23 protein-coding genes are annotated in these 24,195 nt (G+C 71.4%); 14 read left to right on the plus strand and 9 right to left on the minus strand.

Features of this window, described 5'->3' with window-relative positions:
- Positions 1–31: 31 nt before the first annotated feature.
- The 5 genes from mqnE (at position 32) to AC5WRL_RS26690 (ending at position 6,019) form a co-directional block, all read left to right on the plus strand.
- Entirely contained in the window at positions 32–1,198 is a 1,167-nt protein-coding gene (gene mqnE / locus AC5WRL_RS26670; protein WP_496091228.1) for an aminofutalosine synthase MqnE, read from the plus strand.
- A gap of 20 nt (positions 1,199–1,218) precedes the next feature.
- A complete protein-coding gene (locus AC5WRL_RS26675; protein ID WP_496091229.1) occupies positions 1,219–1,737 on the plus strand; it encodes a GNAT family N-acetyltransferase in 519 nt (172 codons plus the stop codon).
- 94 nt (positions 1,738–1,831) lie between these two features.
- Positions 1,832–2,146: a DUF4229 domain-containing protein gene (locus AC5WRL_RS26680; protein ID WP_496091230.1), complete on the plus strand. Its 315-nt coding sequence runs from the start codon at positions 1,832–1,834 to the stop codon at positions 2,144–2,146.
- Between the two features lie 302 nt (positions 2,147–2,448).
- On the plus strand, positions 2,449–3,825 hold the full coding sequence (locus AC5WRL_RS26685; RefSeq protein ID WP_496091231.1) for a dicarboxylate/amino acid:cation symporter: 1,377 nt from the start codon (positions 2,449–2,451) through the stop codon (positions 3,823–3,825).
- Between the two features lie 295 nt (positions 3,826–4,120).
- Positions 4,121–6,019 carry an AMP-dependent synthetase/ligase gene (locus AC5WRL_RS26690; RefSeq protein ID WP_496091232.1) on the plus strand — a complete coding sequence of 633 codons (1,899 nt, stop codon included), beginning with the start codon at positions 4,121–4,123 and terminating at the stop codon, positions 6,017–6,019.
- Between the two features lie 28 nt (positions 6,020–6,047).
- Here AC5WRL_RS26690 and AC5WRL_RS26695 read toward each other — a convergent pair whose 3' ends face one another.
- Together AC5WRL_RS26695 and AC5WRL_RS26700 are read right to left on the minus strand one after the other, a co-directional pair.
- Entirely contained in the window at positions 6,048–6,476 is a 429-nt protein-coding gene (locus AC5WRL_RS26695) for an RDD family protein (RefSeq protein WP_496091233.1), read from the minus strand.
- 108 nt (positions 6,477–6,584) lie between these two features.
- Positions 6,585–6,788 carry a cold-shock protein gene (locus AC5WRL_RS26700; RefSeq protein WP_030736632.1) on the minus strand — a complete coding sequence of 68 codons (204 nt, stop codon included), beginning with the start codon at positions 6,786–6,788 and terminating at the stop codon, positions 6,585–6,587.
- Between the two features lie 232 nt (positions 6,789–7,020).
- Here AC5WRL_RS26700 and AC5WRL_RS26705 point away from each other — a divergent pair, with 232 nt between their 5' ends.
- From AC5WRL_RS26705 to mqnC, 3 genes are all read left to right on the plus strand, one after another.
- Positions 7,021–7,863 (plus strand): menaquinone biosynthetic enzyme MqnA/MqnD family protein, encoded by an 843-nt coding sequence (locus tag AC5WRL_RS26705; RefSeq protein WP_496091234.1) that lies wholly within the window; start codon positions 7,021–7,023, stop codon positions 7,861–7,863.
- 47 nt (positions 7,864–7,910) lie between these two features.
- A complete protein-coding gene (locus AC5WRL_RS26710; protein WP_496091235.1) occupies positions 7,911–9,515 on the plus strand; it encodes a serine/threonine-protein kinase in 1,605 nt (534 codons plus the stop codon).
- A gap of 66 nt (positions 9,516–9,581) precedes the next feature.
- Positions 9,582–10,778 (plus strand): cyclic dehypoxanthinyl futalosine synthase, encoded by a 1,197-nt coding sequence (gene mqnC, locus AC5WRL_RS26715; protein ID WP_496091236.1) that lies wholly within the window; start codon positions 9,582–9,584, stop codon positions 10,776–10,778.
- Between the two features lie 8 nt (positions 10,779–10,786).
- On the opposite strand, the gene AC5WRL_RS26720 is transcribed toward mqnC, so the two are convergent.
- The 3 genes from AC5WRL_RS26720 to AC5WRL_RS26730 all read right to left on the minus strand — a co-directional run bounded on the left by AC5WRL_RS26720 (position 10,787) and on the right by AC5WRL_RS26730 (position 14,865).
- Positions 10,787–13,516 (minus strand): NACHT domain-containing protein, encoded by a 2,730-nt coding sequence (locus tag AC5WRL_RS26720; protein WP_496091237.1) that lies wholly within the window; start codon positions 13,514–13,516, stop codon positions 10,787–10,789.
- Between the two features lie 341 nt (positions 13,517–13,857).
- Positions 13,858–14,334, minus strand: coding sequence for a hypothetical protein (locus AC5WRL_RS26725; protein WP_496091238.1), 477 nt, complete (start codon positions 14,332–14,334; stop codon positions 13,858–13,860).
- A 138-nt stretch (positions 14,335–14,472) separates the two neighbouring features.
- Positions 14,473–14,865, minus strand: a complete 393-nt coding sequence (locus AC5WRL_RS26730) for a hypothetical protein (RefSeq protein ID WP_496091239.1) — start codon at positions 14,863–14,865, stop codon at positions 14,473–14,475.
- 227 nt (positions 14,866–15,092) lie between these two features.
- On the opposite strand from AC5WRL_RS26730, the gene AC5WRL_RS26735 reads away from it, so the two are divergent.
- Positions 15,093–15,695, plus strand: coding sequence for a Uma2 family endonuclease (locus AC5WRL_RS26735; RefSeq protein WP_496091240.1), 603 nt, complete (start codon positions 15,093–15,095; stop codon positions 15,693–15,695).
- A gap of 6 nt (positions 15,696–15,701) precedes the next feature.
- Here AC5WRL_RS26735 and AC5WRL_RS26740 read toward each other — a convergent pair whose 3' ends face one another.
- The gene (locus AC5WRL_RS26740) at positions 15,702–16,547 is read right to left on the minus strand and encodes a DUF3152 domain-containing protein (protein ID WP_496091241.1); all 846 of its coding nucleotides are present in this window, start codon (positions 16,545–16,547) and stop codon (positions 15,702–15,704) included.
- A 103-nt stretch (positions 16,548–16,650) separates the two neighbouring features.
- Between AC5WRL_RS26740 and AC5WRL_RS26745 the strand changes: the two genes are divergently transcribed.
- Together AC5WRL_RS26745 and AC5WRL_RS26750 are read left to right on the plus strand one after the other, a co-directional pair.
- Positions 16,651–17,373: a demethylmenaquinone methyltransferase gene (locus AC5WRL_RS26745; RefSeq protein ID WP_496091242.1), complete on the plus strand. Its 723-nt coding sequence runs from the start codon at positions 16,651–16,653 to the stop codon at positions 17,371–17,373.
- Positions 17,374–17,450: 77 nt separating this feature from the next.
- Positions 17,451–18,737, plus strand: coding sequence for a geranylgeranyl reductase family protein (locus AC5WRL_RS26750; protein ID WP_496091274.1), 1,287 nt, complete (start codon positions 17,451–17,453; stop codon positions 18,735–18,737).
- Positions 18,738–18,926: 189 nt separating this feature from the next.
- Here AC5WRL_RS26750 and AC5WRL_RS26755 read toward each other — a convergent pair whose 3' ends face one another.
- Complete coding sequence (locus tag AC5WRL_RS26755) at positions 18,927–19,811, minus strand: LysR family transcriptional regulator (protein ID WP_496091243.1); 885 nt, start codon at positions 19,809–19,811, stop codon at positions 18,927–18,929.
- Between the two features lie 84 nt (positions 19,812–19,895).
- Here AC5WRL_RS26755 and AC5WRL_RS26760 point away from each other — a divergent pair, with 84 nt between their 5' ends.
- Positions 19,896–20,756 carry a PhzF family phenazine biosynthesis isomerase gene (locus AC5WRL_RS26760; RefSeq protein WP_496091244.1) on the plus strand — a complete coding sequence of 287 codons (861 nt, stop codon included), beginning with the start codon at positions 19,896–19,898 and terminating at the stop codon, positions 20,754–20,756.
- Between the two features lie 104 nt (positions 20,757–20,860).
- Here the strand turns inward: AC5WRL_RS26760 and AC5WRL_RS26765 are convergent, their stop codons facing one another.
- Both AC5WRL_RS26765 and AC5WRL_RS26770 read right to left on the minus strand, forming a co-directional pair.
- Positions 20,861–21,706 carry a C40 family peptidase gene (locus AC5WRL_RS26765; RefSeq protein WP_496091245.1) on the minus strand — a complete coding sequence of 282 codons (846 nt, stop codon included), beginning with the start codon at positions 21,704–21,706 and terminating at the stop codon, positions 20,861–20,863.
- Between the two features lie 240 nt (positions 21,707–21,946).
- Positions 21,947–22,738 (minus strand): sulfite exporter TauE/SafE family protein, encoded by a 792-nt coding sequence (locus AC5WRL_RS26770; protein ID WP_496091246.1) that lies wholly within the window; start codon positions 22,736–22,738, stop codon positions 21,947–21,949.
- Between the two features lie 324 nt (positions 22,739–23,062).
- Here AC5WRL_RS26770 and AC5WRL_RS26775 point away from each other — a divergent pair, with 324 nt between their 5' ends.
- Entirely contained in the window at positions 23,063–23,422 is a 360-nt protein-coding gene (locus tag AC5WRL_RS26775; protein WP_030736578.1) for an NADH-quinone oxidoreductase subunit A, read from the plus strand.
- Positions 23,423–23,481: 59 nt separating this feature from the next.
- A complete protein-coding gene (locus AC5WRL_RS26780; protein WP_385594024.1) occupies positions 23,482–24,036 on the plus strand; it encodes a NuoB/complex I 20 kDa subunit family protein in 555 nt (184 codons plus the stop codon).
- The last annotated feature ends 159 nt before the right edge of the window (positions 24,037–24,195 follow it).

Consider the following 24,195-nt stretch of genomic DNA (forward strand, 5'->3'; position numbering starts at 1 on the left):
TTCAGGTGGTCGAGGCGAGGAGGCGCGAGGGATGGACGCGGGGCTCAAGCGGGACCTTGAGGCAAAGGTGCGCGCGGGGGAACGGCTGTCGCGCGAGGACGGCATCGCCCTGTACGAGGCGGACGATCTCGCGTGGCTGGGTGATCTGGCGCACGAGGTCCGCACCCGGAAGAACGGCGATGTCGTTCACTTCAACGTCAATCGCCACCTCAACATGACCAATGTGTGCACGGCTTCGTGCGCGTACTGCTCCTTCCAGCGCAAGCCGGGGGAGAAGGACGCGTACACCATGCGCATCGAGGAGGCGGTGCGGCTGGCGAAGGCCATGGAGGGTGAACGGCTCACCGAGCTGCACATCGTCAATGGCCTGCATCCGTCGCTGCCCTGGCGCTACTACCCGCGGTCGCTGCGGGCGCTGAAGGAGGTGCTGCCGGAGACGGTGTCGCTCAAGGCGTTCACGGCGACCGAGATCCATCACTTCGAGACCATTTCGGGGCTTTCCGCGTCCGAGATCCTTGATGAGCTGATCGATGCCGGTCTGGAGTCGCTGACCGGTGGCGGCGCGGAGATCTTCGACTGGGAGGTCCGCCAGCACATCGTGGACCACAAGACGCACTGGGAGGACTGGTCGCGCATCCACCGCCTCGCCCACGAGAAGGGGCTGAAGACCCCGTCCACCATGCTGTACGGGCACATCGAGGAGCGCCGGCACCGGGTGGACCATGTGCTGCGGCTGCGTGAGCTCCAGGACGAGACCGGCGGCTTCCAGGTCTTCATCCCGCTGCGCTACCAGCACGACTTCGTGGACATGAAGGACGGCAAGATCCGTAACCGGCTCCAGGCCCGTACGACGATGGCCACCGGCGCGGAGGCGCTGCGCACCTTCGCGGTCTCCCGGCTGCTGTTCGACAACGTGCCGCATGTGAAGGTCTTCTGGGTGATGCACGGGGTGCAGACCGCCCAGCTGGCGCTCCAGCACGGCGCGGACGACATGGACGGCTCGGTGGTGGAGTACAAGATCACCCACGACGCGGACAACTTCGGCACCCCGGACAAGCTGACCCGGGAGGATCTGCTGGAGCTGATCCGGGACGCCGGGTTCCGCCCGGTGGAGCGGAACACCCGGTACGAGATCGTGCGCGAGTACGAAGGACCGGACGCGGGGCGGCGGGAGTCGCCGCAGCCGATGCGGGTGTGAGGGGCGAGGGGCGGACGGTGATGCGGTACGTACTGGACCCGGAGGTCACCCCCGGGTTGCGGGACGAGCTGGCCGGGCTGTGGGCCGAGGTGGTCAACGCGGGCGGGGCGGTGGGCTTTCCGCCCGGGATCGGCCCGGCGGATGTGCTGCCGGAGCTGGACCGGCATCTGGCGGGCATCGCCGTCGGCACCACCCGGCTGCTGCTGGGCGTGGACGAGCGGGGCGGGGCCGCGGCCACCGCGTTCATCGCGCACACCGGCCACCCGCTCATGGCCCACTGGGTGTGGCTCAAGACGGTGATGGTGCGGCCCGCCGCCCAGGGCGGCGGGGCCGGGCGGGAGCTGATGGCCACGGCGGAGCAGGCGGTACGCGGCTTCGGCGGGATCAGCGCGATCCGGCTCACCTGCCGGGGCGGCCTGGGCCTTGAGCGGTTCTACGCCGCCTGCGGCTACAAGGAGGTCGGCCGGGTCCCGGACGCGATCGCGGTCGGGGGCGGCGAGCTGCGGGACGACATCATCATGTGGATGCCGCTGACCTAGCCCGGACGGCGATGTGCTTGACTTGACCGCCGACGGCACACATACGGCGCACATACGTACAGAACCCAGCGAACGCAGGAAAAGGGTCCCCACCGTGAGCAGCAGCAGCACCAAGAGCGCGACGCTTCGCTATACGGGTCTGCGGCTGGCGATCTTCGCCGGCTGTTTCGCGGTGGTCGCCGTCCTCGCGTACGTCGGCGTCATCCCGGAGAGCTTCGGGCGGGCCAACCCGCTGTGGATCGTGCTGCTGTCGCTGGTGATCTCGGCCCCGCTCAGCTTTGTGCTGCTGCGCGGGCAGCGCGACGCCATGTCGCAGCAACTGGTGCCCAAGGTGGACCGCGCGATGGGCAGACTCCGCGCCAACCAGGGTATGGAAGACGAAGCGGACGATGCCACCCGTTCCGCCTGAGCCGGTCGCGGTTCCCGGATCTCTCACATGTGAGCCAGGTCACGGTTTCCTGGTGCTACCGTGATGGACATGAACACAGCAGTCGCGCCGCGCCCCCTGCGAGGGGTCATGCTTGTCGCGCGCCTGCACATCGATCTGTGCCGCCGCCCCACCGCGGCCTGTCGTCGCTGACCCATTTCCGTCGCCGTCGCTGAACCTCTGGCCATCCGGCCGCCTCGCGGCGATCCTTCCTGCTGTGCGCCCCCAGGGCACTTCCTTGCCTTGCCCTGAACCATCCTGAAAATTCATTCTTTGACCGGAGTGTGCCCGTGTCCTCCCCGTCCTCCACCGCGGACTCCCCCTCGACCCCCGCCAGATCCCGGCTGTCCCTGCCGCCGTTCTGGGCCCAGATACTCATCGGCCTCGCCGCCGGTGTGCTGCTCGGCTGGATAGCCCGCAACTGGGAGGTGGACTGGCTGGGCCGCACCCTGGACGAGATCGGCGGCCGGTTCGTCCAACTGCTGCGGCTGGCCGTCGCCCCGCTGGTGTTCTTCGCCATCGCCGTCTCCATCACCAACCTCCGCAAGGTCTCCAACGCCGCCCGGCTGGCCGGCCGTACCCTGCTGTGGTTCCTGGCCACCTCGCTCATCGCGGTGGCCATCGGGCTCACCATCGGCCTGCTCACCAACCCCGGCTCCGGCTCCGGCCTGACCCCGGCGGACGGCGCGGCCCCGGAGAACTCCGGCTCCTGGCTGGACTTCCTCACCGGGATCATCCCCACCGACGTGATCACCCCCTTCACCGAGCTGAAGGTCCTCCAGATCGTCTTCCTGGCCGCCGCCGTCGGCATCGCCGCGCTCCAGCTCGGCGAGAAGGCCGCCCCGCTGGTCACCTTCGGAGAGACCGCGCTCGCGCTGCTCCAGAAGGCCCTGTGGTGGATCATCCGGCTCGCCCCGCTGGGCACCCTCGGGCTGATCGGCCGCTCCATCAACAACTACGGCTGGGACCTGCTCGGCGACTACGCCACCTTCACCATCGACGTGTACGTGGGCTCGCTGCTGGTGCTGTTCGGCGTCTACCCGCTGCTGCTGCGCTTCACCGCCGGCCTCAACCCGATCCAGTTCTTCCGCGGCGCCTGGCCCGCCATCCAGCTGGCCTTCGTCTCCCGCTCCTCGGTGGGCACCCTGCCGGTTACCCAGCGGGTCACCGAGCGGCTGGGTGTGCCGAAGGAGTACACCTCCTTCGCCGTGCCGTTCGGCGCCACCACCAAGATGGACGGCTGCGCCGCGATCTACCCGGCGCTGGCCGCGATCTTCGTGGCGCAGATCTTCGACGTCAGCCTCGGCATCCAGGACTATGTGCTGATCGCGTTCGTGTCGGTGATCGGCTCGGCCGCCACCGCCGGGCTCACCGGCGCCACCGTGATGACCACGCTGACGCTGTCCACGCTGGGCCTGCCGCTGGAGGGCGTCGGCCTGCTGCTGGCCATCGACCCGATCCTGGACATGATCCGCACCGCCGTGAACGTGGCCGGTCAGTCCGTGGTCCCGGTGATCGTCGCCGCCCGGGAGAACATCCTGGACCGGGACGCGTACGACAACGCCACCAGCTTCGACATCAACGAGGCGGCCACCGACGACGCGGCCGGCGGCCCGGCCCGCCCGGCGCAGCCGTCGGGACCGGCGGTCGCCACCGTCTAGGCTGTACGTATTCACGTACCCACGTACCCACGTACGTCGTGCAGAGCGCGATACGACGCCGCCCGCCCGTTGTGGCGGGCGGCGTCGTCGCACCCGGCTATCATGCCCATGGCAAAAAAAGACTTAAGGGTACAGCCGTGATCGCGCCGACCTTCCCCCGTCATTGGGCGGATGTGTGCCGGTACGACCGCCACCCCGCCGGACAAAGCCGTGGCGGTCCGGTGAAGGAGCCGGTCAGGCCGCCGCGCGGGCGGGCAGAATCCCGGAGAACCGCCGCACCGTGCCGGGAGTGCCCATGACGCCACCGCAAGACCCCCACGCACCACCACCCCCCGTCATCCGCCCCCGGCTGCGCCGCGCCCACGGCACCGTCATCGAGGCATCGCTGCCCGCACTGGTCCCCGCCGTCGAACAGGGCAGCCTCGCCGACATCCCGTTCGTCAACGCCCAGCAGGCCCCCGACGCCGTCGCGTTCAGCCGCAAGAACCGCGACGGCAGCTGGTACGACGTCACCTGCGCCGCGTTCGCCAACGAAGTGCTCGCCGTCGCCAAGGGCCTCATCGCCCACGGCCTGGCCCCCGGCGACCGGCTCGCCATCATGTCCCGCACCCGGTACGAGTGGACCCTCCTCGACTTCGCCGCCTGGGCCGCCGGACTGATCACCGTGCCCATCCAGCCCACCGCCACCGCCCGCCAGGTCAGCTGGATTCTGCGGGACGCCGGCGCCCGCGCCTGCGCCGTGGAGGGCGTCGAGGAGGCCCGTACCCTCACCGCCATCCGCGGTGAACTCCCGCACCTGGAACACCTGTGGCAGCTCACCGCCATCCACGGCAACGAGTCCAGCGCCATCGGCCAGATCTCCGCCGCCGGCCGCGCCCTGCCGCACAGCGCCGTCGCCGAACGCCGCCGGCAGCTCACCCCGGGCCACATCGCCACCCTCACCCACACCTCGGGCACCGCCGCCCTCCCGCAGGGCTGCGTCCTCACCCACGCCCATCTGTTCACCCAGATCGACAACGCCATCGAACTGCTCTACCCCATCCACCGTTCGATGACCGACCGGCCCGCCGCCACCCTGCTCGCCCTGCCGCTCGCCCACGCGCTGGGCCGTACCGTCGCGCTCGGCTGCGTACGGGCCCGGATCCGCCTCGGTCACGCGCCCGGCGACGCCCTGCCGGACCTGGCCGGATTCCGGCCCACCTTCCTGGTCACCACCCCCCACCTGCTGGAGCGGGTCCACCACACCACCCGGGCCGCCGCCGAGGAGGCCGGCCGCGTCGCCGCCTTCGACCGCGGCGCCGCCCTCGCCCGGCGGATCGGCGCCGCCGTCCAGGCCGAACAGCACGGCGTCGGCGACGGCCCGGGGCTCAGCCTGCGGGCCGGCCGACCGCTGTACGAACAGACCGTCTACCGGCGGGTGCGGGAGGCCCTGGGGGGCGAGATCCGCTACGTGATCAGCGGCGGCGCCGCGCTCAGCCACTCCCTCGCCACCTTCTACGAGGGCGCCGGCATCCCCGTCCACGAGGCGTACGGGCTCACCGAGACCGCCGCCACCGCCGTCCTCGCCCCGCCGCACGCCCCACGTCTTGGCACCGTCGGCTGGCCGCTGCCCGGCACCGCCATCCGGATCGCCGACGACGGTGAGATCCTGCTGCGCGGCGGCCAGATATGCAGCGGCTACTGGGACTCCCGCACCCGCAGCATCCGGCCCGTCACCGGCCCGGGCGGCTGGCTGCCCACCGGCGACCTCGGGGTGCTCGACGACGACGGCTATCTGACGATCGGCGGTCGCAAGCAGGACCTGATCACCACGGCGGACGGCGTGCCCTTCGCCCCCGGGCCGCTGGAACAGGCGGTACGCGCCGATCCGCTGATCGGCCACTGCGTGGTGGTGGGCGAGGGGCGCCCGTACCTCACCGCGCTGCTCACCCTCGACCCGGAAGGGCTCGCCCACTGGCTGCGGACCGCCGGGCGCCGGCCGGCGGCGGTCGAGCGGATGGCCGCTGACCCCGAACTGCTCGGGTACATCCAGCGGGTGGTGGACGAGGCCGGCCGCATCCAGCGCTTCCGGCTGCTGCCCCGCCCCTTCACGGTGGCCTCCGGCTATCTGACCCCGGCCGGCACGCTGCGCCGGGCGGCGGTCCTGCGCGACCATCCGGCGGAGATCGACGCCATGTACGAGCGCCGCCGGTGAACGGGCCGCTCGGGGCGGGGGAATTCAGCTAAGAGCGTAGGTCTGTGCGGCGGACCGTTCGCAGGCCCACCGCTTCGCCGATCGTGTCGGCGTCCTCTGCCAGCATCATCAGGATGAAGAAAAGGTATCCGACAAGCCAACGCCGCACCGCCTGCCGGAAACGCGGGTGGCCGGCGTCGGTCACGCGGACCACGCGCAGGCCGCTCAGCAGCTTTCCGGCGCTCGCCCGAAAGAGGCGGACCAGCAGCACATGATTGACGAAGGAGAGGGCCGCCGCCGTAACCGCGACGGCGGCGAGGAATTCTCCCGGGCCGTCGGTATGGGGGAACAATCCCTGGGATACCCCCAGACCCACCCCAAGCGCCAAAAGGACATCGAAGAGCACGCCGAGCAGCAGCCGCCCGCTGCCCGCTTCTGGCGGCGGCGCGAGGGGCCCGGAGCGCATTATCTGTCGCACGCATGACAGGACGCCGGCGACCGTCCCCCGGGTTCCGGGAAAGGCAGGAGCCCCCGCCACTGGCGGGGGCTCCTTGGGTACTTCAATTCGACGCCCTGGGGCGACGGATCAGGCCGGGGTGACGTTCTCGGCCTGCGGGCCCTTCGGACCCTGAGTGACGTCGAAGGTCACCTGCTGGCTTTCCTCAAGCGAGCGGAAGCCGGCAGCGTTGATGGCGGAGTAGTGCACGAAGACATCGGGGCCGCCGCCGTCCTGGGCGATGAAGCCGAAGCCCTTCTCGGCGTTGAACCACTTGACGGTTCCGGTAGCCATAAGCCCTCCCTGGGCCTATAAGGGTCGCCCTGCTCCAGAACCTGCAAGAAGTCTGAAAACGACGAAAGCCTGCGGTTACATGCTCCGCAGGCTCGTACTGCAAGGGAAACCAAACTGCAACTTGCTGCGAGCGTAGCACGCTGTGTGCACGACCGGAAGGATGGAAGTCCCCCGTCGGGGGGAATCGCAACTCACGGCCTGCTCGCATGACACCAGGCGTACCCTCACAGGGGTGAGTACACACCCCCGGACCCGTCCCCGTGTCGGGCACATTCAGTTTCTGAACTGTCTCCCCCTCTACTGGGGCCTGGCCAGGACGGGCACCCTGCTGGATCTGGAACTCACCAAGGACACCCCCGAGAAGCTGAGCGAGCGCCTCGTCGCCGGCGACCTCGACATCGGCCCGGTCACCCTCGTCGAGTACCTGCGGCACGCCGACGAGCTGGTGGCGCTCCCCGACATCGCCGTGGGCTGCGACGGCCCCGTGATGTCCTGCGTGATCGTCTCCCAGAAGCCGCTGGAAGACCTCGACGGGGCACGCGTCGCGCTCGGTTCCACCTCGCGGACCTCCGTACGGCTGGCCCGGCTGCTGCTCGCCGAGCGGTACGGCGTCACCCCCGACTACTACACCTGCCCGCCCGACCTGGGACTGATGATGCAGGAGGCGGACGCCGCCGTCCTCATCGGCGACGCCGCGCTGCGTGCCGCCCTGCACGACGCGCCCCGGCTCGGGCTTGAGGTGCATGACCTGGGGCAGATGTGGCACGAGTGGACCGGGCTGCCCTTCGTGTTCGCGATCTGGGCGGTCCGCCCCGAGTATCTGGCCCGGGAGGAGGCGACGGTGCGGGAGGTGCACCGGGCGTTCCTGGAATCCCGTGATCTGTCGCTGGCCGAGGTGTCCAAGGTGGCCGAGCAGGCCGCCCGTTGGGAGGCGTTCGACGCCACCGTGCTGGAGCGGTACTTCACCACCCTCGACTTCCGGTTCGGCGAGCGGCAGCTGGGCGGGGCCCGGGAGTTCGCCCGCCGGATCGGCTTCGCCGGGGCCGACCGTATCCGGCTGCTGCCGTCCGGCTGACCGGCTGATCCGGCCGACCGGCCCGGTCGACCCGGCTGACCTAGGAGATGACGTTGGAGCCGCTGGCGAGCGACGATCCGCCGGTCGTGGGCGCGTACCGGCTGCTGCGCCGGCTGGACCGGGGCGGCATGGGCCGGGTGTACCTGGGCCGCAGCGCCGGGGGCCGCACCGTCGCGGTGAAGGTGGTGCACGCGCAGTTCGCGGCGGACGAGCGGTTCCGGGCGCGGTTCGCGCGGGAGGTGGCGGCGGCCCGGCTGGTGGGCGGGGCGGGTGTGTACACGACACCCGTGCTGGACGCCGATCCGGGTGCCGCCGTGCCGTGGGTGGCCACCGGCTATGTGGCCGGGCCCGATCTGCGGCGCACGGTCAGCAAGGTGGGGCCGCTGCCGCTCCGCACGGTACGGGCGCTGGGCGCCGGGCTGGCCGAGGCACTGATGGTGGTGCACGGGCACGGCCTGGTGCACCGGGACGTCAAGCCGTCGAACGTGCTGCTGGCGGTGGACGGGCCCCGGCTGATCGACTTCGGGATCGCGCGGGCGGTGGACGCGGCCGGCGAACTGACCGCCACCGGGGTCTCGCTGGGCACCCCGGCGTACATGTCGCCCGAGCAGGTGATGGGCGCGGAGTTCGGGGAGGCCGGCCGGGTGGGGCCCGCCGCCGATGTGTTCTCGCTGGGCGCCGTGCTGGCGTTCGCCGCCGCCGGCCGGCCGCCGTTCCCGGGGGAGTCGGTGACCCAGCTGCTGTACCAGGTGGTGCACCAGGCGCCGTCGCTGACCGGGATTCCACAGGAACTGCGCGGCCTGGTGGCGGCGATGCTGGCCAAGGACGCGGCGGCGCGGCCCCCGCTCGGGGAGGTGGCGCGGGCACTGGCCGGGGACGGCGGGGCGGCGCCGCTGGTACGGGCCGGGTGGCTGCCGCCCGAGGTGCTGGAGGGGATCGGCCGGCGGGCGGTGCGACTGCTGGACCTCGACCTGGACGCGGGCGCGGGCGCGGGGGCGCGGCCGGAACCGGAGCCGGCGCCCGTACCCGTACCGCCGTCTGCCCCGCCGGGGTTCGGCCCGGCGATCCCGCTGCCCGCGGTGTCACCCCCGCCTCCGCCGCTCCCACCGCCACCCGCCGAGCCACCCCGCGCCCGGCGGCGCGGGCTGCGGGCCGCGCTCGCCGCCGCCTTGGTGCTGGCGCTGGCCGGGGCCGGCGCCGGGGTGTACGCCCTCAGCCGCCAGGACCCGGACACCCCGGATCCGGCGGCCGGCGCCGAGGAGCGCCCGCAGTCCGGGGAACCCGCCGCCGACGTGCTGCCCGAGGCGTTCCTCGGCGAGTGGGTGGGCGATCTGAACCTGGACATCGGCATCCCGGGCGGCCGGCTGTCGCTGACGCTCGTGGCGGGCGGGGTCGGCGAGGAGATCGGCTACGCCTCGACCAAGGATGTGCTGGGCATCGCCACCTGCGTGGACCGGATGACGCTGACCGGGGTCACCGAGGACGAGGCGGTCTTCGACGCGCTGATCGACACCGAGGAGTCCACCCTGGGCGCCTGTGTGACCGAGGAGTTCCAGATGATCCTGCGGCTGGACGGGGAGGGGCAGGTGCTGCGCTATACCAGCGTCCACCCGGACAGCGGGGCGCAGGGAGTCCTCAATCGCCCCGGTTAGCCCCTGGCGTACGCTGGCTTCCGGTAAGTGATCCGCTCTGTTCCGCCCGCCGAAGGGACGCCCTCCATGGCCCTGAGTGCCCCGCTCAAGTCCGCGCTCGACCGAGCCGCCGACGGTGGCCGGATCTCTCCGGAGGAGGCGCTGGAGCTTTACCGCAGCGCCCCGTTGCACGCCCTGGGGCGCGCGGCGGACGCGGCGCGCCGTAAGCGGTACGCGGGCATCGAGCACATCGCCACGTACATCATCGAGCGGAACATCAACTACACCAACGCCTGCGTGACGGCCTGCAAGTTCTGCGCCTTCTACGCCGCGCCCAAGAGCGACGACGTGTGGACCCGGGACCTGGACGACATCCTGCGGCGCTGCGCGGAGACGGTGGAACTGGGCGGCACCCAGATCATGTTCCAGGGCGGGCACCACCCGGACTACGGCGTCGAGTACTACGAGCGGCACTTCTCCGCCATCAAGGCGGCCTTTCCGCAGCTGGTGATCCACTCGCTGGGGGCCTCCGAGATCGAGCACATGGCGCGGATCTCCGGGGTGTCCGCGCAGGAGGCGATCCAACGGATCCACGCGGCGGGCCTCGACTCGTTCGCGGGGGCCGGCGCCGAACTGCTGCCGGAGCGCCCGCGGAAGGCGATCGCGCCGCTGAAGGAGTCGGGGGAGCGCTGGCTGGAGATCATGGAGACGGCGCACGGCCTGGGGGTCGAGTCGACGTCCACCATGCTGATGGGTACCGGGGAGACCAACGCCGAGCGGATCGAGCATCTGCGGATGATCCGCGACGTCCAGGACCGTACGGGCGGCTTCCGGGCGTTCATCCCGTACACGTACCAGCCGGAGAACAACCATCTGAAGGGCCGCACCCAGGCCACCATCTTCGAGTATCTGCGGATCATCGCCATCGCCCGGCTGTTCCTCGACAACGTGGCGCACATCCAGGGCTCGTGGCTGACCACCGGCAAGGACGTCGGACAGCTGTCGCTGCACTACGGGGCGGACGACCTGGGTTCGGTGATGCTGGAGGAGAACGTGGTCTCCTCGGCGGGTGCCAAGCACCGCTCCAACCGGCTGGAGCTGATCTCGCTGATCCGCTCGGCCGGCCGGGTCCCGGCGCAGCGGGCGACGACGTACGAGCACCTGGTGGTGCACGACGACCCGGCGAACGACCCGGTGGACGACCGGGTCGTCTCGCACCTCTCGTCAACGGCGATCGAGGGCGGCACGGCCCACCCGGAACTGAAGCTGCTGGACGCGCGGTAGGGGCTCGCTCACTCCTTGAGCAGCGTGCGCAGCGTGTGGGCCGGCGCGTGGTGACGCAGGCCCGCCCGGTACGCCATCGCCGCCACGAGGGCCAGGCAGGGTGCGATGATCGGGAGCGCCGCCCAGAGTGCCAGGCCCATGAAGACCTCCAGAAGGAGGGCCGCGGCGTACACGGAGCAGGAGAGCGGCGCGCACAGGACCGCGCAGGCGAGCAGCGGCAGAGATCGGGCCCGCCGGGTGGGCAGGAACCAGGCGACGAGTGCCACCGGGGACACCCAGCCGCCGACCTGGACGAGCATCACCCAGCTGAGGATGGACATGGGGCCGTCCCGGCGGCTGTCCCGGGAAGCCCAGACCAGCAGTGGGGCGGAGACCGCGAAAGGCAGCAAGAGAAGAAACGCCGCCAGCAACTGGAGAGCCCCACTTGCCGTCGGGGCCGTTTCACCGCTGTTCATCGCCGGCCCCGACACCCCCAGGGCGAGACCGAAGAAGGCGACCCCGATCAACGCCCAGCCGGCCAACGCACCGGGACCCGCCAGCGGGAAGGAGCTGATGTTGCCCACCCCTTCGGCCGGCCAGCGGCGGTCGCGATGGTTGCGGGTGCGGTGGATGTGGTGGGTGGTGGTGAGAACACGCCGGGCGGGCTCGGGGTCGAGCCCGCCGAGCAGAGCGGCGGCCGGGCGCCCGTCGTCCAGCCGGCCGAAGGTGTTGCGGGATCTCTCCACCCAGGTCCGGAGGAGTTCGCCGGCCCGGGGAAGACCGTCAGCCGGAGACCAGCCGATCAGCTCCGCGAGCCGGAAGACATCCTGGTCGTGGTGGCGCGGCACGATCTCATGGAGCAGGGTCGGCACGGCCAGGCGCGGGTCGAGCCGAAGTGGCTCGGGCGGCATCCAGTAGTGGGGCCTGGCGAGTCTCTGCGAGACATGCTCCACCAGCTGGGCCAGTCCGTCGCGGCCTTCCGGCCGGGGAAAACGGTAGGCGACCCAGATCCACGAGTTGGGCAGCGGGTGCGGCAGGCCATTGTCGGCGGGGCGATCACGGAGCGCGGCCTCGACACCCGAGTCGCGCAGCAGATCGGCGAGATACCAGGCCGCCTCGTCCCTGGGCGGAGAGAAGCGCGGCACGTCCGAGGCGAACAGCACGTCCGCCAGCGCCTTCGCCGCCGCCGGGGTACCGATGCGGAACAGCACCCGGGCCGCCACCGCTGGTATCCACCGGTTCGTGCCGTGCCGTTCCCCGTCCTGACCGGCCGCGATCCGGCCGAGTGCGGGCACGACGGCGTCGCCCTCCTCCAGCAGCACGTCGAGAGCCGGATCCTCGCCCCGGGACAGCGGCCGGCGATCGGCGTTCCCCCGGAGCAGCGTGCCCAACAGCGCCAGCAGCGCCGCCGGGTGGCGGCTGCGGGCCAGCGCGCGCAGCCGTCCGTACGCGCCGGGCCGCTCCGGGGAGAGGCGCACGTGGTCGCGCATCAGTGCGCCGGACGGGCGCGGGGAGGCCAGCAGCGTGGTGACGGCGGCGGTGAGCCGTTCCTCCGGCTCGTCCAGCAGCCCGTTCGCTCGCATGATGTGCCAGGTGGCGATGGTCTCGTCGCACACCCGGGCCGCCGCCAGGCACTCCAGGGCGAGCGGCAGGTCGTCGTGGGCCAGCTCCTCCACGTGGGGGCCGATGTCGTCGTGGGTCAGCCCGCACCAGAAGAGGAAGGTCTGCCGCCAGGCGTCCGGCCGGGTACGGACGGCCTCGAAGAGCCGCTCGCGGTCCGCTTCGGTGCCGTCCCGTACCGCTTCGGCGGTGAAGAACTCCCGCCAGGTGGGGTGGTCGAAGGCGAAGCCGGTGCCGCCGTCCACCCGGCGCAGCAGTCCGTGCCGCTCCACGATCTCGTCCAGGAGCGCCTGTGCCCCGGGCCGGCCCGGCTCGGGGAGACCGGCCTGTCGCAGCACGTCGGCGGCCAGCGACAGGGCCTGGGGGTGCGGGACGATGACCGGTGCGCCGTTCTTCTCGGGACGGAATCCGGCGGTGGCGACGGCCCGGAGTGCGAGCCGTTTGACGTCCGCCCGGAAGCGCTCGGCCGCCACCGTCGCCGGGCCGTGGGCCAGCAGGCTGTCGGCCCGGCGCTCGTACAGGTCGGCCAGGCCCGGGGGCGGCCCGGGTTCCGTGCCCCGGTCCGGGTCCTGTTCGCCGGTGAAGAGGCGGGCCAGCATGCCGGCCATCAGCGGGCGGCGGGCGATCTCGCGCAGCTCGGGGACCCGGTTCAGCTCGGCGCGGATCCGCGGTGCCTCCGTTCCCCAGGCACGCAGGAAACGGTCCACGTCCTCATCGTCGAATCCGCCCACCGGAGCGACGGTCGTGAACGCCGGTCCGAGCAGCCCCGGCCGGAAGACGGCGTCCCGGCAGGTGACGATGACGCGGCAGTCCGGGTAGCGCTCGGCCAGGGCCTGGATCTCGGCCACCGCGAAGCGCCGGCTCTCCGGATCCACCAGCTCGTCCAGCGCGTCGAGCAGAACCAGGGCACGACCGCGTCGCAGCGACCTGGCCAGCAGGTCCGCTCCGCCGGGCAGGCCCTGGCGGGTCTCCAGCTCCTCCCCGAGCGCCGCCTCCAGGCCGGTGCGGCCACCGGTGAGGCGGTGCAGCGCGAAGGCCACGGCCAGCTTCGGGGTCGCCCGGCCGGCGTCGCGTCGGGCCCAGCGCAGCAGTTCCTGCCGCAGGAACGCGCTCTTGCCCGCGCCGGGCGGCCCGGTCACGACGCAGCGGCCGACGCCGGCGAGCGTCGTGTGCAGGTCCTCGCCGGTACGGGCGTGCCGCAGCGGTACGTACGCCCCGTCCGGCCCGGTGGTGTCACCGGGTGGGGCGGTCGGCGCGGCGAGTCGCAGGATCCGCCGCCGGTAGCCCCGCAGCCGGAGTGATGCCGGCCGGCGAGCGCCGGGTGGCCGGGGGTGCGGGGTGCGGACCGGTTCGGGGGGCGCCTGGTGGATGTGCTGGGTGAAGGTCGAGCCGTCGCCGAGGTAGCCGATCGCGGTGTGCGCGCCCTGGACGACGTAATCTCGGTGCGGCTGGGGTGCTGGGCCTGTGCCGGCCGGTCCGCTCAGCCCTGCGGCGGACCGGGCATCGGAGGGGGGTTCAGATGCACATCCCCGTGGATCGTGCCGGCGACGATCGAGCCGTCACCGCCCCGTACCGTGAAGTCGCGGCCCACCGCCACTCCGTGCGGCCCCGCCTGTGCCCCGCCGGCCGGGGTGTGCCGGGCGAGCAGCCGGCTCAGCTCTTCGGCGGCCCGGTCGCGCGCCGGTCCGTCGAGCTCTTCCAGCAGCATGGCGAAGCGGGTCTGCCAGGAGGCGCCCTCGTGGGTCCTGAGGGTGTCGGCGTCCTCGGGGCCGGCGGTGCGCAGTGCGGTGGCGGTCCGGTCCAGCCGCGCCAGCTCCACCCGCTCACGCTCCTCGTCGCCCCGGCCGAACCAGCCGGCCACGGACTGCCGGAGCCCCGTCCACGCGTCCGTCCCCGCCGCGGTGACCACCGCCGTACCCCCGGCCGCCGCCAATGCGGTCAATGCCTGTTCGAGCACCGAGCCCTCCCCTGATCACTGTTGTCCCCCGCACCGTAACGGGATTGGCGTTCGGTGTCCTGGCCGGCGGCACAACCGGCGGTCGGGGGAGGGCGGTACGTGAACGGGAAGGGCCCGGCGCGCGGGCCGGCGTGCGGGTCAGCTGCCCAGGAGCGGCAGGCCGCCGAGGAGGCCGGTGACGGGGGCGGTCAGGCCGCCGAGGAGGTCGTTGGTCGAGGCCCCGTCGGAGAGCGGCTGGGTCAGGGTGGAGGTGCCGACCGACTCGAAGTCGGCGACCTGGGTGTCCACTCCGTTGGTCAGCGGGTCGACCCCGGTGCCGGCCAGCGGGTTCAGCTGGAGGTTCGCCGGGCCGGCCAGACCGTAGGTCAGCGCGGTCTGGGTGCCGGCCAGTGCGGCGCCGATGTTGTCGGTGGCGGCCGTGGCGGAGGCGCCGCCGGCGGCGGCCACGACGGCCCCCGTGGCGGCGGCGGTGGCGGCGGCGAGCCGCAGCGCGGGACGGGAGACGCGGGAGGGGCGGGAGTGGGAGCCCATGAATCCACCTGCTCGGGGTAGGAAGAAAGCGATACGGAACCGGCAGGCCACGCTAGTGGGATACCGGTCTCCACTTCCCCTCGATCCGCCGTAAATCCCCCGAACGGTGTATCGCGGTCAACGGGTCAACCGCGCCATTCCCCCACTCATCACTTGGGGTGAAGGTACGGTCATATGTCGGACTTCGGTCCGTTCCCTGCACCATCCTTGCGTCCATGGGAGTACTCATGACCGAGCGGCCACTGGACAAAGCCACTCCGGACAACTGGATGTCTCCGCCTGCGGGCTACTGGACATGCGAACAGGTCGAGGATCTCGACCTGCCGTTCGATTGGGAATTGCTGAAGGGGAAGATCGTGCCACGAGGACAGATGACGATGTGGCACGACCGGGTGCGGAACGAGCTCCACGTGCACCTGCGGGGCCTCTGTACGACTCCGTTGCGCGCGAACGTGGAACGCTGTGTGTCGCTCGATGCCGAGACGTTCATGAAGCCGGATGTCATCGTCTTCGACAAGACCGGCCTGGACGTCTTCACCACGAAATGCACCCCGGTGGCATCGCTCAAGCTGGCCATTGAGGTGGAGTCAACCGGTTCGCGGCTGGAGGACGGATTCGTCAAACCGCGGCTCCTGGCAGCGGCCGGGGTGCCCTGCTACTGGCACATCAAGCGGGGGGATGACGGGCTGCCTGTCGTCCACGAGTACTGGCTGCACCAGGAGAAGCGGGAGTACATCCCCGCCCCGACGCACCCGACGCACCACGACAAGCTGAGCACCGAGCTGCCTTTCCCCATCGAGATCGATCTGCGGGAGCTGGTCGAGCTGTGAGACAGGTCAGGGGACGGAGGGGCCGCTGATGTACCGGCCGTTCTCGTCGTAGGGCCAGGCGTTGGCCTCGCAGCCGTCGAGGCCCTTGATCTGCTGCATCATCGCGGGGGCCAGGGCGCCCGGTTCGGAGCAGCCCTCGTGGCCGTGGCCCAGGCGGTGGCCGACCTCGTGGTTGATGATCAGCGCGCGGTACTCGGTGACCGGGCCGGGGAACTGGGGCGAGCCCTCCATCCAGCGCAGGAGGTTGACCACCACGGTCTCCCCCACCTGGCAGTTGACCTCGCCGCGGGTGTCCAGGCCGTACTCTCCGCAGATGTCGTCCACCGTGCCCGGGGTGGCGACCTTCACCGTGAAGTCGACCGGGCCCTCCTCGGCCAGTTGGAAGGCGCTCACACCGTCGGTGGTCCAGCCGCGCGGGTCGGCCAGGATCGCCTCGATCTCCTCGGCGGTCTCCACCGGGTCGAGGTCGATACCGTCCTCGATCTGCACCATGTAGCGGCGGACGGTGCCCTCGCCGACCTGGTGGCCGGTGGCCGGGGCGGTGCGGAAGGTGCCCGGGCCGGTGGGCGGGATATCGATCGGCTCCGGTTCCGGGTCGGGGTCCGGTTCCGGCTCCGGTTCCGGGGCCCGTTCGGCACGGCCCTCCGGGCCCGGCACGGAGTCCCCGGCGACCGGGTCGGGGTCCGTACCCGGATCGCCGCCCAGGAAGACGCGGACGCCCATCCCCAGCATGAGCAGCAGGACAAGTCCCGCGGCGGCGAACAGGGCGACCGTACGTCGCCGCCGCTGGAGCCGGCGGCGCCGGAGGACGGCGCGCCCCGCTTGGCGGATGGTTCGGTCTACGGAAGGCATCGGCGATGACGCTACAACACGTTGATCACTCCGGCCGCCACTCCGGCCGCCACCCGGGGGACCCTGCCCGCCACCCCGGACCGCGACCCGCGACAATGGGACCGTGACCCGTGCCACGTTGGACAAGCAGCCCAGTGAAGTCGCCGCGATGTTCGACGCGGTGGCCGCGAAGTACGACCTCACCAATGATGTGCTGGCCCTCGGCCAGAACCGCCGCTGGCGCAAGGCCGTCGCCCGCGCGGTCGACGCCCGCCCGGGCGAGCGCGTGCTCGACCTCGCCGCCGGGACCGGCACCTCCTCGCTGCCGTTCGCCGCGGCCGGGGCGTACACCGTGCCCTGTGACTTCAGCATCGGGATGCTGAACGAGGGGAAGCGGCGCGAGCCCTGGCTGCCGTTCACCGCAGGGGACGCCACCGGGCTGCCGTTCCAGAACGACACGTTCGACAAGGTGACCATCTCCTTCGGACTGCGCAACGTCCAGGACACGGACGCGGCACTGCGCGAGCTGCTGCGGGTCACCCGGCCGGGCGGCCGGGTGGTGGTGTGCGAGTTCAGCCACCCCACGTGGCGGCCGTTCCGCACCCTTTACACGGAGTACTTGATGCGGGGGTTGCCTCCCGTGGCAGAAAAGGTGTCGTCCAGCCCCGACGCGTACGTCTATCTCGCCGAATCCATCCGCGCCTGGCCCGATCAGCCCGGCCTCGCCGCGCTGCTCCAGCGGGCCGGCTGGCAGCGGGTGGCCTGGCGCGATCTCACCGGTGGCATCGTGGCCCTGCACCGGGGCACCAAGCCCGCCTGCTCCACTCGACCCGCTTCATCCGTCTGACCTGCACAAACCCAGATCCGCTCATAGACTCGTAGCCGCCGAACCCGGACCGATGGGGAGAGCCGACCGTGGCTGACATCGATGCAAGCGCTTCCGAACACTCCGCTGATGTGATCGTCGTCGGGGCCGGACCGGCCGGCTCCACGACCGCGTACCACCTCGCCCAGGCCGGGCTCGACGTCCTGCTGCTGGAGAAGACCGCCTTCCCGAGGGAGAAGGTGTGCGGTGACGGCCTGACCCCGCGCGCCACCAAGCAGCTCGTCGGCATGGGCATCGATGTCTCCGAGGAAGCCGGCTGGCTGCGCAACAAGGGCCTGCGGATCATCGGTGGCGGCCACCGGCTCCAGCTGGACTGGCCCGAGCTGGCCGCCTACCCCGACTACGGCCTGGTACGGCGCCGCGAGGACTTCGACGAACTGCTCGCCCGGCAGGCGGAGAAGGCCGGTGCCCAGCTCTTCGAGCGCTGCAACGTGACCGGCCCCGTCCAGGACGACCGGGCGGCCGGGCGGATCGTCGGCGTCACCGCGAAGCTCGGCGAGGAGAAGCGCGAGGTCACCTTCCGCGCCCCCGTGGTGGTGGCGGCGGACGGCAACTCCTCGCGGCTCTCGCTCGCCATGGGCCTGCACCGGGACGACAAGCGCCCGATGGGTGTCGCGGTGCGCACGTACTTCACCAGCCCGCGCCACGACGACGACTATCTGGAGTCCTGGCTGGAGCTGTGGGACCGGCGCGGCGACGAGCCACGGCTGCTGCCCGGCTACGGCTGGATCTTCGGGATGGGCGACGGCACCTCCAATGTGGGGCTCGGCATCCTCAACAGTTCGAGCGCGTTCCGCGAGCTGGACTGGCGTGAGGTGCTCAAGGCGTGGTGCGCGTCCATGCCGGAGGAATGGGGCTACACCCCCGACAACATGACCGGCCCGATCCGGGGCGCCGCGCTGCCGATGGCGTTCAACCGGCAGCCGCACTACTCGCGCGGGCTGCTGCTGGTCGGCGACTCCGGCGGCCTGGTGAACCCGTTCAACGGCGAGGGCATCGCGTACGCCATGGAGTCCGGCGAGATCGCCGCCGAGGTGATCGTCCAGGCGCTGGCCCGGCAGTCCCCGGCGCAGCGGGAGCTGACGCTGCGCGCGTACCCCAAGACGCTGAAGGAGACGTACGGCGGCTACTACACGCTCGGCCGGGCGTTCGTGAAGCTGATCGGCAACCCGAAGATCATGAAGCTGGCGACGGATCGCGGGCTGACCCATCCGGTGCTGATGCGGTTCACGCTGAAGCTGCTGGCGAACCTGACCGATCCGACCGGTGGCGACGCCATGGACCGGGTCATCAACGGGCTGACGAAGGTCGCTCCGAAGGCGTAGCCGCAGCCGCGCCGCATGACCTCTTGTGCTGTGCTGTGCTGTGCTGTGCGAGCGCCGGCCCGCGACCGCCGAGCAGCCGGTGCCCCTCGCTGTCGCGGGCTGTGCCCACTTCACGGCGGGCGGCAGTGGCGCGGCGGTGGGCGGGTCGGGGCCCCGCGCTGCCGCACCGGGCCGGCGCGGCGCAGCCGCTCAGCGCGCCGTGCTGTGGGGGGTGGTGGCGCGCAGTTGCCGCGCGAAGGCATGGGCGGCCGGGGTCGTCCAGCGGCGGGGGTGGCGGGCCAGCTGGAGCGGTACGTCGGGGAGCGGCGGGCCGTCGATCCGGACCAGCCGGCCGTGCTGGAGCTGATCGCGCACCGTGCTCAGGGGCAGCAGTGTCAGCCCCAGCCCGGCGGCGACGCAGGCGCGGGTGGCGTCGACACTGCCGAAACGCGTCAGCCGGGGGCGGGCGCCGGGTACGGCGAGCAGCCGGCGTTCCAGGTCGTCGCTGTAGGAGCAGCCCTGTTCCAGCAGGAAGAAGCTTTCGGCGGCCAGTTCGGCCCAGGTCGCGGGGGTGGGGCGGTCGGCGAGCGGGTGGCCGGGGGCGCCGAGGAGGGTCAGCGGCTCGTGCCCGACCGGGTCGGCCGCGACACCGGAGACCTCGGCCTCGAACAGCAGCGCGAGGTCGAGCCGGCCGGCCAGCAGCCCCTCGACGCAGGCCGCGGTGCCGGCCGCGTGCAACTGGACCTCCACCTCGGGGTGGCTGCCGCGCAGGGCGGCGATCGCCAGGGGCAGCCGGGTCGAGCACAACGACTCCGGGGCGCCGACGACCACCCGGCCGGCCACCACGCCGTCGTCGGCGCGCAGCCTTGCGACCGCGTCCAGTACGTCCTCGGCCCGCGCCAGCAGCCGGCGGCCGGAGCCGGTGAGTACGGCGCCGGTGGGGAGCCGGTCGAAGAGCCGGGTGGCCAGCTCGCGTTCCAGGGTGCGGATGTGCACGGTGACCGTGGACTGGGCCAGATGCAGCTCGGTGGCGGCGGCGGTGAAGCTGCCGGTACGGGCCAGGGTGGTGAAGGTGTGCAGGAGGCGGGTGTCCACCCGTACAGGCTATGCGTGATGTCAATGGAGCGGATCGGAATCCATCGTTGGACGCGATGGGGGAGCGGGTGACAGCGTGACGGCATGACGATCGAAACGTTGCGCTACGCCGCCTTCACCCACGACCCGGCGGGCGGCAACCCGGCCGGCGTCGTCCTGGACGCCGCCGGACTCGACGCGGCGGCGATGCTCGCGATCGCCGCCGAGGTGGGGTACTCGGAGACGGTGTTCGTGACCGCCCGGAACGACGCGGAACGCCGCTTCGCAGTGCGGTACTTCAGCCCGCTGGCGGAGGTGGCGTTCTGCGGCCACGCGACGGTGGCGCTGGCCGTGGCGCTGGCGGAGCGGCTGGGCCCCGGCGACCTCACCCTCGACACGGCGGCGGGCGTGATCCCGGTGGCGACGGCGACGGCGACGGCGGCGGACGGCGCGGGCCGGGTCCGGGCGACTCTCACCAGTGTGCCGACCCACTCCCGGCCGGTGGGCGAAGGGGAGTTGGCACAGACCCTGAAGGCGCTGGGCTGGTCGGCCGGCGACCTGGATCCGGAACTCCCGCCGCGCGTGGCCTTCGGCGGCAACGACCATCTGATCCTGGCCGCCGCGACCCGGGCCCGGCTGGCCGACCTGGCGTACGACTTCGACGCGCTGGCCGAGGTGATGCGGAGCCAGGAGTGGACCACGGTGGACCTGGTGTGGCGCGAAGCGCCGCAACGGTTCCACGCGCGCAACCCCTTCCCGGTGGGCGGGGTGGTCGAGGACCCGGCCACGGGCGCCGCGGCGGCGGCGTTCGGTGGCTATCTCCGCGAGCTGGGTCTGGTGGAGGTCCCGGCGAGTGTCGCGATCCGCCAGGGCGAGGACATGGGCCGCCCCAGCGACCTGCTGATCGAGGTCGATCCGCGGGACCCCCGTACCCGGGTGACCGGAACGGCCGTCGCGCTGGGCTGAGCCGGCCGGGTGCGGACGTGCGGCGGGACCCTCGCACGATGCGGGTGCGAGGGTCCCGCCGGGACGCACGACAGCCGCCGTGGCGGTGTGGCGGTGTGGCGTTGTCAGAGGATGCGGACCGCGCCGGTGGGGGTGTCCCAGGACATGTCGCGCTGGACGACGCCCGTCGAGGAGTTCTGGGCGCCGATGAACTGTCCGCCGCCGATGTAGATGGCCACGTGGTACGCGCTGCCCGCGCTGCCCCAGTAGAGGATGTCGCCGGGCTGGAGGCTGCTCAGCGAGACCTGGGTGCCGGCGGTGGACTGCGGCTGGGAGGTGCGGGGGAGGGAGACGCCGGCCGAGGCGTAGGCCGCCTGGACGAGGCTGGAGCAGTCCCAGGCGTTCGGGCCGGTGGCGCCGAGGACGTAGGAGTCGCCGAGCTGGGACCGGGCGAAGGCGACCACGGCCGCCGCGCTGCCGCCGGCGGCCTCGGGGGCCGGTGCGGGGGTCGACTCGGTGGTCGCCGAGTTCGTGGACAGGGTGGTGCGCTCCGCCGCGCGGGAGGCCGCGGCCTGCTCCGCTTCGCGGGCCGCCGCCGCTTCCTCGGCTGCCTGGCGCTCGGCCTCGGCAGCCGCCTCGGCCGCTGCCTCTTCCTCGGCGCGCAGGTCGGCCGCCGTCTGCTGCGCGGCGGTGAAGGCGCGCTGTTCGGCGCGCAGGTGCTGCTGGCGCAGGCCGGTCAGGTCGGCGTACGCCTCGGTGGCCTGGGCCGCCTGGGTGCCCGCGGTGGAAAGGATCTCGTTGAGCGCGCGGAGTTCGGCGGTGGTCTCCACGGGGTCCTCGGCGGCGTTGGCGGGCGTGGCCGCGCCGGTGACGGCGACGGTGCCGACCACGCCGGAGAGGACTCCGCCGCGTATCAGAGTGCTGGCACGGGACGGCTTGCGGTGCCGGCCTCGGTAACGGATTGGGGACATGGACATCATCCGTACCAGTGATGTCCGGTTGTTCTCAATTGTTGTGGCGTGGGACACAGGTGCCGTACGCGAGGTTTTTAATGTGCCGTTGGTCCTTTTTGTTCCGCCTGAATGTGCCGGGGTGCGGGTTGGTTCGCGGGCTCTTGTGCTGGGCGTTGTCCGGAATGCCCCTTTGGCTAGCATGCGATGGGGCGGCGGGCAATCTGTCGCGGCGTCAGTTGTTACGTGCCGTGGCGTACGTCACGACCACCACTGGTCGTACGCCAGGCGAACGACCAGTGCCGTGACGACCACCAGCAGGACCGCGCGGATGAAGCCGCTGCCCCTCCGGAGCGCCATGTGGGCGCCGAGCCAGCCGCCCGCCATGTTGAACAGGGCCATGACGGCGGCCAGTTTCCACAGGATGGTGCCCTGGGCGGCGAAGCCCAGCAGGGCGCCGAGGTTTGTGCCGACGTTCACGACCTTGGCGGTCGCGGAGGCGGCGAGCATGTCCATGTGGAGGATCGCCACCAGGGATATGACCAGAAAGGTGCCGGTTCCCGGGCCGATCAGGCCGTCGTAGAAGGCCACCCCGACCCCGGCGACCGCGAGGGCCGACAAGCGGCGTCGGCGGGTGGCCTCGCGGGCCGCCGGCACTCTCCCGAAGTTCGGTTTCCAGACAACGAACGTCGCCACCCCCAGCAGGACGACCATGATCAACGGGCGCAGGACGTCCTTGTTCACTGCGGATGCGAACAGTGCGCCCCCGGTTGCGGAGAGGATCGCAAGGCCCGCCAGTCGCGCCGCCAGTCGCGCCGCCAGCCGCAGATCCACCGGAGCTTTGCGGGCATAGGTGACGGCCGCGATCGACGTGCCGGTGATCGCCACCGCCTTGTTGGTGCCGAGCGCGTACGTCGGAGCGTGGTTCGGGAGGCCGATGAGCAGGGCGGGGAGCAGGAGCAGACCGCCGCCGCCCACCACCGCGTCGATCCAGCCGGCGAGCGCGGCGGCGAGGCAGAGCAGGACGACGGTGGTCAGGGATATGTCGGGCACCGCTCGCCATTTACCAGATGACTGTCCCTGATGCGAATTTGCTTGTATGGCACAGGCAGTGGTAGAGGCACCGGCTTGTTTCGGGGCCCGGTTACTTCCCGATTTGGCGGGGCGTATCGGATTCGTCGCGTTGAGTGTCAGTGGAGTGGCTTACCTTGGGTTCGTCGCCTTCGTCGGGTGGGAGAGATCACAAACTTCGTCGGTGACCCAGTGTCGAAGGTCACAGGGTGCGGGCTTAGGATGCTCACCAGCCTTGTGAACTGACTCACATAGATCTGATCTTCATCGCTAGCAGTCGCCGTTGACTGGAAGGAGCGAGGTGCGGTGAACGCGTACGTTCCCATCCTCGTACTGGGGGCCCTCGGGGCCGGCTTCGTCGTGATGTCCCTGGTGCTCGCATCGATCGTCGGTCCCAAGCGCTACAACCGGGCCAAGCTGTCCGCGTACGAGTGCGGGGTGGAGCCGACACCCCAGCCGGCCGGCGGTGGCCGTTTCCCGGTGAAGTACTACCTGACGGCGATGCTCTTCATCATTTTCGACATCGAGATCGTCTTTCTCTATCCCTGGGCCGTGCACTTCGACGCACTGGGGATGTTCGGGCTCGCGCAGATGGCCGTCTTCGTCGGCCTCATCGGTGTCGCCTACGCCTATGACTGGCGCCGGGGAGGACTCGAATGGGACTGAGTTAGCCGGCGGAAGCCGGTGCGGGCCTGATACATGACAAACCCAGGAAGGGCGTTCCTATGGGTCTCGAAGACAAAATTCCCAGTGGATTCCTGCTGAGCACCGTTGAGCAGCTGGCCGGACTGTCGCGGAAGTCCTCGGTCTTTCCGGCCACGTTCGGCCTGGCCTGCTGTGCGATCGAGATGATGACGACCGGGGCCGGGCGCTATGACCTGGCCCGTTTTGGTATGGAGGTCTTCCGCGGCTCCCCGCGGCAGGCGGATCTGATGATCGTGGCCGGGCGGGTCAGCCAGAAGATGGCGCCGGTGCTGCGGCAGGTCTATGACCAGATGCCCAACCCCAAGTGGGTCATCTCCATGGGGGTGTGCGCCTCCTCGGGCGGGATGTTCAACAACTACGCGATCGTGCAGGGCGTCGACCATGTGGTGCCGGTCGACATCTACCTGCCGGGCTGCCCGCCGCGTCCGGAGATGCTGATGGACGCGATCTTGAAACTGCACCAGAAGATCCGTGAGGAGAAGCTCGGCGTCAACCGCGAGCAGGCCGCCCGGGAGGCGGAGGAAGCCGCGCTCAAGGCCCTTCCCACCATTGAGATGAAGGGGCTGCTGAGGTGAGCGACGCACGCCAGGCCGCCAGGCCGCAGTTGACATACATCCCGAACTTTCGCCTGGCGGGCGGAGAAGCGAACGGGGGCGTCCTGTGAGCGACGCACGCCAGGCCGCCAGGCCGCAGTTGACATACATCCCGAACTTTCGCCTGGCGGGCGGAGAAGC

Source organism: Streptomyces sp. NTD107 (assembly GCF_059510435.1).